The sequence below is a fragment of the Actinomycetota bacterium genome (assembly GCA_040905475.1).
Taxonomy (GTDB): domain Bacteria; phylum Actinomycetota; class AC-67; order AC-67; family AC-67; genus DATFGK01.
The window spans coordinates 13260-27222 of sequence record JBBDRM010000012.1; the positions used below are offsets into that span (position 1 = coordinate 13260).

The following is a 13963-nucleotide window of genomic DNA, read 5'->3' on the forward strand; positions in this document are numbered from 1 at the left end:
AGGAGCATGGAGCGAGTGGATCCACCGTATGCGGCCGACGAGCGCACCATGCTCGTCGCTTTCCTCGACTACTACCGCGAGACCATGATCGCCAAGCTCCAGGGCCTGACCGAGGAGCAGGCGCGATGGAAACCCGCAGAGACGGCGAACTCGCTCATCGGCCTGGTCCAGCACCTCGCCTACGTGGAACAGTGGTGGTTCCGGACCTGCTTCGCCGGAGAGCCCGATGAGCCGATCCCGGGCAGCGAAGAGGATCCCGACATCGATTTCAAGGTTCCCGAGGATCGGACGATCGAGGACGTCGCAGCGTTCTACCGGTCCCAGTACGCGAGAGCGAGCGAGATCGTGAAAGCTGCTCCATCGCTCGACGACTTCTCGGCGGTAGACGCGCGGGGGAAGCCGAGAACGTTGCGTTGGATCCTCGTTCACATGATCGAGGAGACGGCGCGGCACGCCGGGCACGCCGACATCACCCGCGAGCTGATCGACGGCTCGACCGGCGACTGAAGAGAGGTCTCATGGCACGCAAGAAGGATCAGCTCCAGCCCGGCGAACGGGTGAAGGTCGTGGCGCTTCGTCCCGATCCCGAGCCCGGCACACCGGTGCCCCAGGACATCATCGGGATGGAAGGCGTCATCGAGTGGGTCACGCCGGGCTTCGACGGCGCCAAAGGAGCGTTCGAGGTGAAGCTCGACGACGGGCGCATCTTCAACCTCTACGCCACCGAGATCGAGCCCGTGGAGCAATGAAGTGGCTCACCAGGGCGCGGCCGAAGACCGATCGGATCGCGTGTCCTTGGCCTATCCGCCGGTACATCGAAACCTGAAGCGACCTTCCGTCGTGCCGGAACGCGCGAGCGGGCTAGAAGGCGCGCGGGCCGGGAGGCCGACGAACCACGATCATCCGGCTGGCGGCGTCGATCCGGTGCAGAAGCACGTGTAAGCCGTGCTCGGCGAGGTACTCGTCCGTCGCTTCCCGAGATCCCTTCCACCGCCCGTAGTCGTCGATGATCACGACGCCACCGTCGGAGACGCGCGGGTACAGATGCTGGAACTCGTGGCGGGTCGAAGAGTAGTAATCCGTGTCGAGCCGGAGCACGGCGATCGCCTCGGGCGCCTCACGAGGGATCGTCTCCTCGACGAGACCGGCCACGAAGTGGAGCCGTTCCGCCGGGTATCCCGTGTCGAGCATGAGACGGCGCACGTCCTCGAGCGGAAGGAGTTGAAGTGTGGTCGGGATCGGATCGCTCCCGAGCTTCTCCTGGTGCCGGGCCCGACGTTCGGCCGCGGAAACGCCGTAGAGGAGGTCGACGTCCCGCGCCTCCGGGCTCGGCATCCCCGAGAACGTGTCGTACAGGTAGAGATCGCGGTCCTCGCTGCCCATCGCTCGCAGCGTGTGCGCGACGGCCATCATGCTGCCGCCGCGCCAAACGCCGCACTCGACCATCGCGCCGGGGATGCCCGCCGACACTACGTACCGAACGGCGTCCTGCAGAGAGGCGACGCGCTCGGGCGTCGTCATCGTGTAATCCCGGACCTGCTCGAAGAGCCGTTTCGCGTCGTCGCCGAGATCGGCCGGCACCTTGCGCGGATCGGCTTGTCTCGCCGGGACGAGTTGATAGCCGCGCCTGGCCACGGTCCGTTCGAGCAGCCGCTTCGCGAAGCCGGAGAGCATAGGCATCGAACACTACCCCCGATGATCGGCAGTTTGCCCTTGTGCCGGGACCCGCATCGAGCCGGGGGTACGATAGCCCCGCAATGAAGGAGGTGAGGTGTGCGGTGGCCGGCGAGGACGCAGACCCCGGACCGCGACCGGCTTCGGGCCGAACGGCGCAAGCGCAGGATCGAGCGCGCGCGTCAGCTGTCGCGCGTCTCCGTCCAGGTCGCGCGGGTCCCGGCGAGGGCGGCGAAGACCGCCGCGCGAGCGCCGGTCGTCGCGGTCGCGCGCCCGGCCCGCGCGCTGCGAGACGTCTTCGCCTACTGGCGCGCGGAGCGCGTAACGCTCCGGCAGGGGATGGTGGCCTTGTCGGTGTCGGCCGTCGGCAACCTTCCGACGGGCTTGGCGCTCGGATTCATGTCGAACCGGCTGAAGGCTTTGCCGGGGCTGTTCATCCTCATCCCCGCGGCGATCGGGATGCGCGGTGCGATCTTCGGCGCCCTCGGCTCTCGGCTGGGGACGAGTATCCACGCCGGGCTCTTCCGGTTCGGCTTCGACAAGCGCGGGGTTCTCTATCAGAACATCTACGCCGCGACACTGCTCACGTTCACGACGTCGCTCTTCCTCGCGGGAGCCGCCCGCGCGGTGTCGGCGGCCACGGGTCTTCCGAGCATCTCTATCTGGGACTACGTCGTGATCAGCGTCATCGGCGGCGTCGTGTCGAGCGCGTTCATCCTGGGGCTCACCGTCCTGCTTGCGCGCGAGGGCCATCGCCGCGAGTGGGACCTGGACTCGGTCGCCGCCCCGCTGATCACGTTCATGGGCGATCTCATCACGTTGCCGGCGCTGTTCGCAGCCTCCTACATCGCCAAGGCCGAGAACGTGACGCTCGGGGTGGGCCTCGCGTGCGCCTTCGCGTGCGCGTTGTGCTTGGTGCAGACATTCCGAACCAAGCTCCCGACCGCTCGTCGTATCCTCCGCGAAAGCGTTCTTGTGCTGGCTCTGACCGGCCTGGTCAACATCCTCGCCGGCACCATCGTGGAACACCGGCTCGACCGATTCACCAGCCTTCCCGCGCTCCTCGTGCTCATGCCCCCGTTCCTCGAGAACGCCGGGGCCCTGGGGGGGATCGTCGCCAGCAGGCTCGCCAGCCGGCTCCACCTCGGCTCCATCCGGCCGCGCCTGCTCCCGGAGCGCCTCGCGGCGCTGGAGATCTCGCTCGCGGGGCCCTGGGCTCTGCTGAACTTCGGACTCACGGGACTCACCAGTCACTACGTGGCGATCGCGCTCGGGTTCGCGAGCCCCGGCGTATTCCAGATGATCGGGATCGCCTTGCTCGCCGGGTACCTTTGTACGGTGGGGGCGGCGATCATGGCCTACGCGACGGCGGTCGCTACCTTCCGCTTCGGCCTCGACCCCGATAATCATGGGATCCCGATGATCACCAGTGCGATGGACCTCGTCGGCGTCGTCAGCGTCATCGGCGTCGTGGTCCTGTTGGGAGTTCGCTGATGCCCGAGGAGCCGCGGACCGTAAAAGACCTCCTGGCCGAGGCGAAGGACGTCTCGGAGCTGATGGTCGACCTGGCCTATGCCGCCGTCTTCTTCGGCGACGACCGCATCGCACAGGAGGTCCTCGAGCTCGAGAACAAGATGGGGCTGATCATCGACCGTCTGCGCCAGATCGCGATCCTTGCCGCCCGGTCGCCGGAAGACGCCGAAGCGATGTCGGGTGTACTCGGGCTCGCCAGCACCATCGAGAAGATCGGCGATGCCGCTGAGGACATCGCGCGCGTGGTCTTGAAGGATCTCGGGGTCCCGAGCCAGCTGCGAGACGACCTCCGCCACGCGGAGGAGGTCGTCGCGCGCGTGCGGCTCCGCGACGAGAACCTGATCGAAGGCAAGACCCTCGAGGAGCTCGCACTCCCGACCGAAACCGGTATGTGGGCGATCGCGATCCGGCGCGACGTTCAATGGATCTTCGCTCCGGAAGGCGACGAGGTGCTGGCCGGCGGCGACGTCTTGTTCCTTCAAGGCCCCGAGGAGGGCGTGGACCTCGTGCGCGAGCTCGCCGGCGCCCCGCGACGGGACCTCCGTGAGCCGGCTGAGAAGACCTTGACCGGCATCGACCGTGCCGTCGACCTCCTCGTCGAGATGAAGAACGCATCCGAGGTCGCCGTCGGGCTCGCGTACTCCGCGGTCCTGTTCCACGACAAGGGCCTCGCGGCCGAGGTGGCTTCGCTGGAGGACGCAACCGACGAGATGCATCACGAGCTCGAGCGATGGGTCCTGCGCGCCGTGAGCGAGGGCGCCGACTCCGACGAGCTCCGTGGGCTCCTGCATCTGGCTTTCGCCGCCGAGCGGATCGCCGACGCCGCGCAAGAGATGACCTTGCTCGTCGAGCGCGAGGAAGAACCGCATCCGATCATCGCGGAGGCGCTCGCCGAGGCGGACGAGGTGGTCGCGGAGGTCACGGTATCCAAGAGCTCCTCCGCCGACGGCCGCAGCCTCCGCGCGTTGTCCCTTCGGACGGAGACCGGGATGGACGTCCTGGCGGTGCAGCGCGCAGGACGCTGGATCTATCGGCCCCGTGGGGCGCTGACGCTTCAGGCCGGGGACCGGATCCTCGCCGTCGGGCCCGAGGACGGCGCCTCCGAGCTCGAAGACATCTGTGCCTCGCCGGATGAGAAGGAGAAGTGATGGAAGGGTCCGCGATCGCCCCACCGCATCAAGTCGCGCAAGTGCGTTGGCTCGCAGCGGCCATGCTGCTCGGCGCCGCGGGATCGCTGGTCGCGATATCGGCCTTCGGATCGGCCCCGTATCGGATAGGGCCGATCGTGGTGGAGATGAAGATGAGGCCGTCGACCTCCGGCACGACCGAGCTCGCGGTGAACGTCGCCGGCCGGCTCACCCCCGGCTTCGCCGAGGCAAACACGCACACCGGATTCCTGAGCTTCCGCGGCACCGTGATCAGCGTCGTCGGCGAGCCGTCGCTGCCCGACGCGCTGCTCGCCACCAAAGACCCATCTTCGCTCGCGACGTTGATCAAGGAGGAAGGCGGGACCGCGATCCGAAGCTTCATCCTCCGGATCGGGTTGCTCACGCTGGCCGGCGGCGCGGCCGGCGGCATGGCCGTGGCCGCGATCGGGATGAGAGCGCGGCGCATCTTCCAAGGGATGGTGGCCGGTGTCGTGCTCGTCGGCGCCCTGGGTGCGGTCGCGTATCAGACCTACGACATCGAGGCCTTCAAGGAGGTCCAGTTCCGAACGGCCGGGTCGGTCGCGCCCGGCGGCTGACGAGCCCTACGAGCCGAGCAGGTCCCGGGCGATCAAGATCCGCTGAACCTCGCTCGTGCCCTCACCGATCTCGAGCACCTTCGAATCGCGATAGAAGCGAGAGACCGCCGACTCGTTGATGTAACCGTAGCCGCCGTGGATCTGGACGGCCTCGCGCGCGGCGGTGACGGCCGCTTCCGACGCGAAGAGCTTCGCGATCGAGGCTTCCTTCTTGAACGGCATCCCCTGATCGCTCATCCATGCGGCCCGGTAGACCGCGAGTCGCGCTAGCTCCGTCGCGACGGCCATATCGGCGAGCTTGAACTGGATCGCCTGGAAGTCGGCGATCGGCCTGCCGAACTGCCTGCGTTCCTTCGCGTACGCGACCGACTGCTCGAGACAGCCCTGCGCGAGCCCAACCGCGAGCGCGCCGATGGCGGCGCGGCCGCCGTCCAGGATGATGAGGAAGTTCCGGAACCCTTCCCCACGCGTCCCGAGCAGGTTCTCCTCCGGGACGCGGCAGTCGTCGAACGCGAGCTCGCGTGTGTCCGACGCATGCCATCCGATCTTCTTGTACGCCTTGCCGATCGTGAAGCCGGGCGTCCCGACGGGCACGACGATGTTGGAGACTTCCTTCTGACCGCCGCGCTCCCCCGTCGCGGCGGTCAGCGTGACGAACAGCGACAGCGGTGTACCGACGTTGGTGATGAACGCCTTGGACCCGTTGATAACCCACTCGTCGCCGTCGAGAACGGCCTTTGTCTGGGTGTTTCCGGAGTCCGAGCCGGCGCCGGGCTCGGTGAGCCCGAACCCGGCGATGTGCTCGCCGCGCGCGAGGGGGACGAGCCACCGTTGCTTCTGCTCCTCGCTCCCGAACAGGTAGATCGGCATCGCCCCCAAGCCGACGCCGGCCTCGAGCGTGATGGCCATCGATGAATCGATCCGAGCGAGCTCTTCGATGGCTATGCAGAGCGTCGTGAAGTCGGCGCCGGAGCCACCGTATTCCTCGGGGAACGGGAGGCCGAACAGGCCGAGCGCGCCCATCTGCTTGACGATGTCGACCGGGAACTCGCCGGTCTCGTCCATCTCTTGGGCGCGCGGCTCGATGACCTCTTCCGCGAACGAACGAACCGTCTTTCGGAACTCGTCTTGCTCGGGAGTGAACCGGAAGTCCATGGGGCCGTAGCGTATCGCCTCAGGAGGTCTCGACGGCTCCGCGCGCGCGCCGTATCTGGTCGGCGTGGTCGTGCGCGTGGTTCGCGTAGATCTCGAGCCACGTCTCGACCCCGTAAGGCCCGCTCTCGGAGTGCCGTCCCGTGCGCCGCCAATCGGCTTCGCCGATGCGCTCAACGATCTCCGCGCTCGTGGCTCGCGTTGCGGCCAGCGCGTCCAGCGAAGCCTCGAGCGGCCGGTCGAAGGTGAAGCGTCGCGCGAACTCGGCCTCGTCGTACCCCTCTATCACCGGGTTGTCCTCGGCGAGCAGCTTCCGCAGGCGGATCGCGGAGGTCATCTCGCTGTCGGCGAGGTGATGGACGATCTCGCGCGCCGTCCATTCGTCCGGCGCCGGACGACGATCGAGCTCGGCGGTGGTGATCCCTTCCAGCGCATCGAGGACGACCCTGTGCCCGTCCATGTAGCGCTTCAGGAGCTCGGTTCGCTGCTCGGCGTCCATAGATCTCCCCTCCCCGCGCACGACCCGGCAGAGAATAGGCGGCGGGTCCCGATCCCCGCGGGAGATTTTCCGCGTCAGACGAGCCGGAAGCCTTCGATGTCGTTGATAGACCCGATGCGGGCCTTCTTCGGCCTGAGAACGGCCTCGACCCTGGCGCCGATGCGCGGCACGCCGCGACCCAACGAGAGACGATGAACCATCACCGTTGTTGCTCCATCCAGCTTGACCAGCCCAACCGGCTGCGACTCGAGCACCCGCTCACCGTGCAGATCGACGTGCACCGCGGTGAACGACTCGAGCGTCCCGCCGGGCCCGACCGGAACCCACTCCTCCAACGCCGCGAAGCAGCGCTCGCAGAACGCACGCCCGGGGACGTAGGTGACGTCGCAGGCCGCGCACGGAGTGCCGAGGATCTGACCCTTGTCCCTGAGGGCCCGGAAGAACCGGTCGCCGGCGATGCCGGGTGTGTACCGGTGGCGAACCGGGATCTCTCCCTCGACGATCCGGACGCGTTCCGGGTTGGTGATCTTCTCGAGCATCAGCGCCGCCCGCCCTTCGCCTTTGACTTCGAAGACTTCTTGGCGCCCGCCGCGGATCTCGGTTTCGCCTTCGGTTTCGGCTTCGCAGGCGCTTTCCGCTTCGCCTTCTTGGAGCCGCGCTCGATGGGCGTCCAGTACGCGATGTCGAGGATCGAGCCTTCGCGCTCCGCGGGCGGTTTCCAAACCGCCTTCACGCGCATCCCGGTATGAACGGTCTTCGGGTCGACGTCCCCGAGCTTGTGCATGATCCCGATCCCCGGCGAGGCTCCGTCGAGGTCGATCACCGCGGGGATGTCGGGCTCGGTGAGCTCGCGCATATCCCACGTGATGTACGCGAGCGAGAACGTGTTGACGGTGCCGGTGTCCCGCACGGTCGTCCACGCGTCCGTCGGACGGAAGCACTGTTCGCAGAACATGCGGGGCGGAACCAGCGTCCGATCGCATCCGTGGCAGATACGACCGAGGATCACGCCCCGCTTCAACCCATCGAGGTAGCCCCCGATGGCGACGCCGGCGTCCCATGCATAGCGGGCCTCGACCGCGAAGTCCACGCCGATGCCCGAGCGGAACTCTTTGTCGGACAGCGACGTCGGACCGCGGAGATCGAGCGGTTGCGTCGTGGAGCCGTCGCGCGGCATCAGTCCTCCCAGGTCGCGACGCGCTCGGGCGTCAACTCGATGAGGCTGTCGTTTCCGAAGGTTTCTTCGCGCTGGTACTTGTCGAGGAACCCGCGCGCGATCGACTCGTACGACGGATCCGCCTCGGTCAACAGCCGGACCGGTCCGCGAACGAGCGCTCCCGACGTTCCCTTGTAGGCCATGAGCGCAGCGCGGCCGTTCCGCTTCGCGTTGCGCGCCTTCACCGAATCCCCCTCGCACCAGCAGTAGACCTTGCCGTCTCGAACGAGCACCTCGATCGGCACGGCGTGCGGTGTGCCGTCCTTGCCGACCGTGGCGAGCACGCCGAGCGGCCGGTCGGCGATGAACGCGAGCCCGTCCACACGCGCTACGCCTTCTTCCCGTTCTGCATGACGACCACCGTGCCGACCTGCATCAAGTCGCCCCACGCCTGCGCGACCCCCGTCTTCGGCGAGCCGGGGACCTGCCGGCCACCGGCCTCGCCGCGCAATTGCCAGAACAGCTCCGCGATCTTCATCAGGCCGGCCGCCGCGATCGGGTTCCCGACCCCGAGCAGCCCGCCCGACGGGCACGACGGCAGATCGCCGTCCCGGTACAGCACGCCGTCCCGCATCGCATCCGGAGCTTTCCCTTTGTCGAACAGCATCAGCCCCTCGAGGTGGTGCAGCTCCTTGTAGTCGAACGGGTCGTACGGCTCGGCGAGGTTGATCTCCTTGCGCGGCTCCTTGATGCCGGCCATGTCGTACGCGCGACGGGCGGCGCGCTCGACGTACGACGGGAAATACAGGTCTCGGTTGGTCCAGTACGCGGTGTCGAGCTCCCAGCCGACGCCCGACACCCATACCGGCTTCGGCGTGATCCGTTTGGCAACGTCTTCCGAAGCGAGCACGATCGCGACGGCGCCGTCGGAGACCGGCGAGACGTCCAGCCGCTGCACCGGCCACGCGAGCACCTCGGAGTTCAGGACATCCTCGACGGTGATGTTCGCGTCCCCCAACAGAGCCGCAGGATGGTTCGCTGCGTTGCGCTTGTTCTTGACGCTTACCGCGGCGATGTCCTTCTTGTCGAGCCCGTGCACCGCCATGTAGCGCTGCATCTCGAGCGCGAAGATCCAGAGGAGGTTCGGCCCGAGCGGCCGCTCGGTGAAGTTGTCGAAGATCGTGATGAACGCGCCCTGGGCGTGCGGCTGGGTCGAGGACATCTTCTCCTCGCAAACACACAACACCACGTCCGCAAGCCCCGACGCCACGGTGTACCAGCCTTGGATCGGCGTGAAGACGCCCGTCCCCCCGCCGACGTACCCCCGCATATATGGCTTCCCCCATGCTCCGGCGCCGTCCGAGAGGTACTCGCCCTTCATGTGTACGCCGTCGAACGCGTCCGGCGCCGAGCCGAGGCAGACCATGTCGACGTCTTTGAGCCCGAGCTCGCAGGAGTCGAGCGCCGCCGACGCAGCCTGCCAGGAGAGCTCCTTGCCGGTCTCTTGCGCGCGTCGGACGAACTTCGTCATCCCCGCGCCGACGACCGCGACCTTCCTGCCCATCCCTACTCCTCGCCCTGGGCGACGTCGGCACGCTCGAACATCTGGAGGAGGTTCCCGTCGGGATCGCGGAACGACACGAACCGTCCGTATCCCGGAACCTCGTTGACCTCGCCCTCGAACGCGACGCCGCGCCCGCCGAGGGCGCGCATCTCGCCTTCGAGGTCGTCGACCTCGAACACAACCGTCGCCCCGTCGGTCGGCGGCGCGTGACCCTCGTAGGTTCCGTGCAGCGCGACCGTCGTGCCGCCGGCGTCGAACTCTGCCCAGTCGTCGCCGCTGCGCGAGGCGAACGTCAAGCCGAGAACGTCACGGTAGAAGGACACCGAGGCGTCCATCCCCTTCGTCCAGTAGTGCGCGTTGTAGACGCGCTTCAGCATGGTCACTCCGCCTCGAACACCGCGACCGCACCGGTCGACGTCGGCACGCCGCGCCACGATGCCGAGAGCGCGGTGCTCGCGTTCTTGACCTGACGCCGTCCGGCTTCGCCGCGCAACTGCACGACACACTCCGCCGTCTGAGCGAGACCGTTGGCTTCGAAAAGGTTCCCCCGCCCGATGCATCCGCCGCCGGGGTTCACGACGACGCCATTGCCGGCGAGCCCGAGCGCCTCCAGGTGCTGCAGCTCCTTGTACGCGTACGAGTCGTTGACCTCGGCCAAAGAGATCTTCTTGCTCGGCTGCTTGATGCCGGCCATCGCGTAGGCACGGTCGGCCGCCAGCTTCAGATACCGCGCACGCGTCCAATCCCGGCTCTCGAGCGAGGGCGCGTCCTGAGACCATCCGACGCCGGTCACCCAGACCGGACGGCCGGCGAGGCGCTTGGCCGCCTTCTGGGAGGCGAGGACGACGACCACGGCACCGTCCGCGCGGCCTGCGATGTGGCCGGCGCGCAGCGGCTCCGCGACCGGCTGCGATGCGAGCACTTGCTCGACCGTGGTCAACGCCGGGTAGGCGGCGGAGGGGTTGTCCAGCGCGTTGCGGTGGTTCTTCACCACGACTTGGGCGACCTGCTCCTCGCCGGCGCCGCTCGACTCCATCCAGCGCCGCATCTCGAGTCCGGCCACGTGGGACGGGTGGATCTCCAGTGGCCGGTTCAGCACCGGATCCTGCGCGAAGTCGATGATCCGATCCAGCGTGAGCACATCGGAGATCTTCGAGTGGCCCTCGACGGCCACCACTTCGGCGACCCCGGAAAGGATCAGCATCACCCCGGTCGCGAGCCCGAAGAGGCCGTCGGCGGTGATGGTGTGCATCGGTCTTTGCGCGGCACCCACCTGGTCGGGGGTGTACTCGTCGAAGATACTCGTACCTTCGAGGAAGTCTTCTGCGACGGAGACGAAGGAGTCGACGTCGTCCCTTGGGTTCACGCCGGCGTCGGCGTAGGCGCGCTGGGCGGCCTCGAAGATGAGCTCTTTGTAGGAGATGCCGGCGGTTATCGGGGCGAAGCCCGATTGGCCGACCCCCACGATGGCAACGCGTTCCAGCCCCGGCACGCGCGGAAACCTATCAACGCCCGAGAAGGAGCGGCAACGCGGGGCGTTTCGGACCATCCGATCGCGCGAGCGCAGACGCCTACCCGAAGGTACATATCTGGGGTCGGGTTGCAACGTACCCTCGTCGCTGGGGGTCGTTCTCTGCAGTCGATCCCCGATCGAGGAGGAAGCCATGAAGAAGCTCATCGCGACGCTCACGCTGGCGGCGGCGGCCGCGGCTTGCTCGACCCAGCAGCAGGGGGTCACGCCCGGCTCGCAGACCTCGGGAACCCCAACCGCAGATTCGCCCAGCCCCCTTGCCCCCACTCAGAGCACCGGTACGACCCGGGTGGCGATCTACTACCTGGTCGCAGGCGAAGAGGATGTGTTCCTCACCCCCGAGCGGCACCACGTCGCGAAGACACAGGCGATCGCCCGCGCGGCGCTCGAGGAGCTGCTGCACGGCACGGCGCAGGACGAGGATCACACCGTGCCCTTCCCGAAGTCCGCGAGGATCAACAGCGTCGTGATCAACGACGAGGTGGCCACCGTCGACTGGAGCGCCGAAGTGCTCGAGGGAAGCGGCGGTGCACGGGTCGAGGAGCTCGCGATCCAGTCCATCGTCTACACGCTGACCGAGTTCTCCACGATCGCGAAGGTGCGTTTCACGATCGAGGGCAAGGACTCGGGAACAGCGTCGAACGGCCGCCGGATAGAGGACTTCTGGGGCCACGTCGGCCTCTCGGATCAGCCCTGGGACCGCGACCCGGAGATCGAGGTCCTCTCGCCGATCACGCTGTGGAGCCCGCTCGATGGAACGTCGTCGAGTGGAACCCTGAACCTCAGCGGGCTCGCTCAGACGTTCGAAGCGAACGTCGGGATCATCCTGCGCGACGCGAAGGGCAGGGTCGTGGTTCAGACCTCGGCAACCGCACTCGAGGCGGCGCCCGCTCGCGAGCCCTTCACAAAGAGGATCAAGTTCGACGTGCCCTCCACGCCGCAGACGTGGACCCTGGAAGTGTTCGAGGCGAGCGCCATGGACGGATCCATCGACTTCATGGAGGACCGGACGATCAAGGTCGGCTGACCTCCGCAGCTCCGCCGCCCACCCCACGACAACGGGCCCGCCGCGCCGCGGCGGGCCCCTTCAGTCGGGCCGCGTAACGACCGATAGGACCGTTGGCCCGAACTCAAATGGCCGCTATGAGTCATTCCGTCACCAAGACGTGTCCGATAGGGTAAAAGTCGGTCGAGCTAGGAGTTCAGGCGATGCTTTGCCCCCAGTGCCGCAGACAGGTCGGGAGAGACGGCTACTGCCCGCAGGGCCATCTCGCGAGCCCCGAGCGGGCGGCTCCGCCGCCGGCTCCCCAGCGGCAGCCCGGCGTGCCGACGACTGCTCCTGAGGCGCCTCAATCACCGGGGGCACCTCCTCCGGTCCCGTCCGACCCGACCCTCCCCGCCGGGCCGGTCGGGCCGGCGAGATCCCGACGGCGTCCGGTGGTCATGACGGCCGGATCCCTCCTGGTCGTCGTCGGCGTGCTCGCGTTCCTCGCGTTCGGCCCGTCGGCCGGCGCAGCGAATCTCAAGTACGCCTTCCAGAACGGGGAGACACACCGGTACGGGCTCGCCATGACCTTCGACATAAGCGCCGGAAGCCTGGCCTTCGGCGGCGAGGCTCTCAAGGGCAGCATGGAGATGGTCCTGAGTCAGAAGACCACCGCGGTAGACAAGGGCGGCGTGGCGACGATCCAGTACGCCGTCGAGAAGATCCGCGTGGTCGAGGGCAAACGAACGATCAACGTGCCCGCGCCGCCGACCCCGCTGAACGTTCGCATGGCGCCGGACGGACGCGTGCTCGAAGCGAAGGGGACCGGGCTCCTCGAGCTTGGAGAGGCAGATCCGGTCTCGGACCTGGCCGGCATGTTCGGCCCGGAAGCCTTCGGCCCCATCCTCCCGCACCACAAGGTTGACCCGGGAGAGAGCTGGGATATCGACCTCGATATGGCAAACCCGTTCGGCGAAACGATCCGCTACCGAGGCGACGCCACGCTCGTTCGCCGTGAGGTGATCGACGGCCGGGAGGCGGCGGTCATACGCTCGGCGACCAACACGCCGTTCAACTTCCGCATCAGCTTCGCCGACCTCGCCGATCTCGTCGGCACCGACGCGCCTTCCGAGCTGCGCAACGCCGCGATGACGTTCAACGGGTACTTCACGACGAATCTGATCCAGTCGATGGCTACCGAGAGCGGATTCTTGCTGTCGGCACTCGGCGATCTCAAGATGACCGGCACCCTCGCATTCGAGAACATCCCCGAACAGCTGGGCAACCTTTCGGCCGTGTTCAACATGACGTTCCAGATCACGATGACCTCGATCTCGTAGGAAACGTCAGCGAAGATGCACGACGTCGCCGGCAGCGATCTCGACGATCTCGCGTCCGGACTCGATGAGTAGAGCGCCGATCGCCGATAGGTCGCGCGCGATCCCCTCCAGCGATTCCGCGCCGGCGCGCTCGATCCGCACCCGCTTCCCGAGGGTGTCGCACAACGTCCGGTACTCGTCGAGCGCTCCCTCCGGCGCTCCCATGCGCGCACCGAAGCCGGAGAGCGTGGCCGCGAGCAGCCATGCCCGGTCCACGGGCCGGCCTCCCTCGAGAGCGACACTCGTCGCGAGGCCGGCGAGCTCCGGCGGGAACTCGGTCTGGCGAACGTTCACGCCGAGCCCGACGACCAATGCGCCCCGGCCGTCGGCTTCGGCCAGCAGGCCGCCCAGCTTTCGGCCGCCGACGAGCAGATCGTTCGGCCATTTGAGCCGCACTTCGACCCCCGCCGATGCGATCAGGGCGCGAGCGGCCGCGAGCCCGGCGACCAGGGTCAGCGTGGGCCACCGCTCGACGGGCAGGGCCGGCCGGACGAGCCAGGAGGTGAGCAAGGAACGGCCGGGCTCGGACCACCAGGAACGGTCCAGGCGGCCTCGGCCGGCCGTCTGAGCATCGGCGACGACCACGCACCCTTCGGGTTCACCGGACGCCGCCAGGCGCAGCGCCTCTGCGTTCGTCGAGTCCGTCTCGGCCGAGCAGATCACGCGGCGCACCCACGACGCCGCGCGGGCGGCCTGCTCGAACGCGGCGGGGTCGAACGGCTCGGGTTCCATCCGGCGGCGAGGCT

Annotated in this window: 17 protein-coding genes and 1 pseudogene; 8 read left to right on the plus strand and 10 right to left on the minus strand. The window is 67.7% G+C overall.

What is annotated here, in order from left to right:
* The first annotated feature begins 6 nt into the window (after nt 1-6).
* The 3 genes and pseudogenes from WEB06_01280 to WEB06_01290 all read left to right on the plus strand — a co-directional run bounded on the left by WEB06_01280 (nt 7) and on the right by WEB06_01290 (nt 836).
* The gene (locus tag WEB06_01280; GenBank protein ID MEX2554245.1) at nt 7-507 is read left to right on the plus strand and encodes a DinB family protein; all 501 of its coding nucleotides are present in this window, start codon (nt 7-9) and stop codon (nt 505-507) included.
* Between the two features lie 11 nt (nt 508-518).
* The gene (locus WEB06_01285) at nt 519-749 is read left to right on the plus strand and encodes a hypothetical protein (protein ID MEX2554246.1); all 231 of its coding nucleotides are present in this window, start codon (nt 519-521) and stop codon (nt 747-749) included.
* Nucleotides 716-836 (plus strand): annotated as a pseudogene (locus WEB06_01290) (chromate resistance protein ChrB domain-containing protein). The gene WEB06_01285 and the pseudogene WEB06_01290 overlap by 34 nt, the downstream one beginning before the upstream one ends.
* A 25-nt stretch (nt 837-861) precedes the next feature.
* Here the strand turns inward: WEB06_01290 and WEB06_01295 are convergent.
* Nucleotides 862-1680 carry a TylF/MycF/NovP-related O-methyltransferase gene (locus WEB06_01295; protein ID MEX2554247.1) on the minus strand — a complete coding sequence of 273 codons (819 nt, stop codon included), beginning with the start codon at nt 1678-1680 and terminating at the stop codon, nt 862-864.
* Nucleotides 1681-1773: 93 nt separating this feature from the next.
* On the opposite strand from WEB06_01295, the gene WEB06_01300 reads away from it, so the two are divergent.
* Genes WEB06_01300 through WEB06_01310 form a run of 3 tightly spaced genes read left to right on the plus strand, consistent with a single transcriptional unit; the run spans nt 1774 to nt 4951 of the window.
* Entirely contained in the window at nt 1774-3168 is a 1395-nt protein-coding gene (locus tag WEB06_01300; protein MEX2554248.1) for a magnesium transporter, read from the plus strand.
* On the plus strand, nt 3168-4355 hold the full coding sequence (locus WEB06_01305) for a TrkA C-terminal domain-containing protein (protein ID MEX2554249.1): 1188 nt from the start codon (nt 3168-3170) through the stop codon (nt 4353-4355). The genes WEB06_01300 and WEB06_01305 overlap by 1 nt, the downstream gene beginning before the upstream one ends.
* The gene (locus WEB06_01310) at nt 4355-4951 is read left to right on the plus strand and encodes a hypothetical protein (protein MEX2554250.1); all 597 of its coding nucleotides are present in this window, start codon (nt 4355-4357) and stop codon (nt 4949-4951) included. The genes WEB06_01305 and WEB06_01310 overlap by 1 nt, the downstream gene beginning before the upstream one ends.
* 6 nt (nt 4952-4957) lie before the next feature.
* On the opposite strand, the gene WEB06_01315 is transcribed toward WEB06_01310, so the two are convergent.
* The 8 genes from WEB06_01315 to WEB06_01350 form a co-directional block, all read right to left on the minus strand.
* On the minus strand, nt 4958-6106 hold the full coding sequence (locus WEB06_01315; GenBank protein ID MEX2554251.1) for an acyl-CoA dehydrogenase family protein: 1149 nt from the start codon (nt 6104-6106) through the stop codon (nt 4958-4960).
* A gap of 19 nt (nt 6107-6125) precedes the next feature.
* The gene (locus WEB06_01320; GenBank protein ID MEX2554252.1) at nt 6126-6602 is read right to left on the minus strand and encodes a DinB family protein; all 477 of its coding nucleotides are present in this window, start codon (nt 6600-6602) and stop codon (nt 6126-6128) included.
* Between the two features lie 74 nt (nt 6603-6676).
* Nucleotides 6677-7141, minus strand: a complete 465-nt coding sequence (locus WEB06_01325) for a Zn-ribbon domain-containing OB-fold protein (protein MEX2554253.1) — start codon at nt 7139-7141, stop codon at nt 6677-6679.
* Nucleotides 7141-7779 carry a Zn-ribbon domain-containing OB-fold protein gene (locus WEB06_01330; GenBank protein ID MEX2554254.1) on the minus strand — a complete coding sequence of 213 codons (639 nt, stop codon included), beginning with the start codon at nt 7777-7779 and terminating at the stop codon, nt 7141-7143. Before WEB06_01330 ends, WEB06_01325 begins: the two co-directional genes overlap by 1 nt.
* Complete coding sequence (locus tag WEB06_01335; protein ID MEX2554255.1) at nt 7779-8141, minus strand: pyridoxamine 5'-phosphate oxidase family protein; 363 nt, start codon at nt 8139-8141, stop codon at nt 7779-7781. Before WEB06_01335 ends, WEB06_01330 begins: the two co-directional genes overlap by 1 nt.
* Nucleotides 8142-8146: 5 nt before the next feature.
* A complete protein-coding gene (locus WEB06_01340) occupies nt 8147-9322 on the minus strand; it encodes a thiolase domain-containing protein (protein ID MEX2554256.1) in 1176 nt (391 codons plus the stop codon).
* 2 nt (nt 9323-9324) lie between these two features.
* Nucleotides 9325-9699 carry a VOC family protein gene (locus tag WEB06_01345; GenBank protein MEX2554257.1) on the minus strand — a complete coding sequence of 125 codons (375 nt, stop codon included), beginning with the start codon at nt 9697-9699 and terminating at the stop codon, nt 9325-9327.
* A 2-nt stretch (nt 9700-9701) separates the two neighbouring features.
* Nucleotides 9702-10814, minus strand: a complete 1113-nt coding sequence (locus WEB06_01350; GenBank protein MEX2554258.1) for an acetyl-CoA acetyltransferase — start codon at nt 10812-10814, stop codon at nt 9702-9704.
* A 172-nt stretch (nt 10815-10986) separates the two neighbouring features.
* Here WEB06_01350 and WEB06_01355 point away from each other — a divergent pair, with 172 nt between their 5' ends.
* Complete coding sequence (locus WEB06_01355) at nt 10987-11880, plus strand: GerMN domain-containing protein (GenBank protein MEX2554259.1); 894 nt, start codon at nt 10987-10989, stop codon at nt 11878-11880.
* Nucleotides 11881-12296: 416 nt separating this feature from the next.
* Complete coding sequence (locus tag WEB06_01360) at nt 12297-13178, plus strand: hypothetical protein (protein MEX2554260.1); 882 nt, start codon at nt 12297-12299, stop codon at nt 13176-13178.
* A 6-nt stretch (nt 13179-13184) separates the two neighbouring features.
* Here the strand turns inward: WEB06_01360 and WEB06_01365 are convergent, their stop codons facing one another.
* Nucleotides 13185-13949 (minus strand): biotin--[acetyl-CoA-carboxylase] ligase, encoded by a 765-nt coding sequence (locus tag WEB06_01365; GenBank protein MEX2554261.1) that lies wholly within the window; start codon nt 13947-13949, stop codon nt 13185-13187.
* Nucleotides 13950-13963 lie beyond the last annotated feature (14 nt).

Excerpts from the sequence above, each read along its gene's own strand:
- WEB06_01280 (MEX2554245.1), top strand. The coding sequence starts at position 7 with ATGGAGCGAGTGGATCCACCGTATGCGGCCGACGAGCGCACCATGCTC.
- WEB06_01285 (MEX2554246.1), top strand. The coding sequence starts at position 519 with ATGGCACGCAAGAAGGATCAGCTCCAGCCCGGCGAACGGGTGAAGGTC.
- WEB06_01295 (MEX2554247.1), bottom strand. The coding sequence starts at position 1,680 with ATGCCTATGCTCTCCGGCTTCGCGAAGCGGCTGCTCGAACGGACCGTG.
- WEB06_01305 (MEX2554249.1), top strand. The coding sequence starts at position 3,168 with ATGCCCGAGGAGCCGCGGACCGTAAAAGACCTCCTGGCCGAGGCGAAG.
- WEB06_01310 (MEX2554250.1), top strand. The coding sequence starts at position 4,355 with ATGGAAGGGTCCGCGATCGCCCCACCGCATCAAGTCGCGCAAGTGCGT.
- WEB06_01315 (MEX2554251.1), bottom strand. The coding sequence starts at position 6,106 with ATGGACTTCCGGTTCACTCCCGAGCAAGACGAGTTCCGAAAGACGGTT.
- WEB06_01320 (MEX2554252.1), bottom strand. The coding sequence starts at position 6,602 with ATGGACGCCGAGCAGCGAACCGAGCTCCTGAAGCGCTACATGGACGGG.
- WEB06_01325 (MEX2554253.1), bottom strand. The coding sequence starts at position 7,141 with ATGCTCGAGAAGATCACCAACCCGGAACGCGTCCGGATCGTCGAGGGA.
- WEB06_01330 (MEX2554254.1), bottom strand. The coding sequence starts at position 7,779 with ATGCCGCGCGACGGCTCCACGACGCAACCGCTCGATCTCCGCGGTCCG.
- WEB06_01340 (MEX2554256.1), bottom strand. The coding sequence starts at position 9,322 with ATGGGCAGGAAGGTCGCGGTCGTCGGCGCGGGGATGACGAAGTTCGTC.
- WEB06_01345 (MEX2554257.1), bottom strand. The coding sequence starts at position 9,699 with ATGCTGAAGCGCGTCTACAACGCGCACTACTGGACGAAGGGGATGGAC.
- WEB06_01355 (MEX2554259.1), top strand. The coding sequence starts at position 10,987 with ATGAAGAAGCTCATCGCGACGCTCACGCTGGCGGCGGCGGCCGCGGCT.
- WEB06_01360 (MEX2554260.1), top strand. The coding sequence starts at position 12,297 with ATGACGGCCGGATCCCTCCTGGTCGTCGTCGGCGTGCTCGCGTTCCTC.
- WEB06_01365 (MEX2554261.1), bottom strand. The coding sequence starts at position 13,949 with ATGGAACCCGAGCCGTTCGACCCCGCCGCGTTCGAGCAGGCCGCCCGC.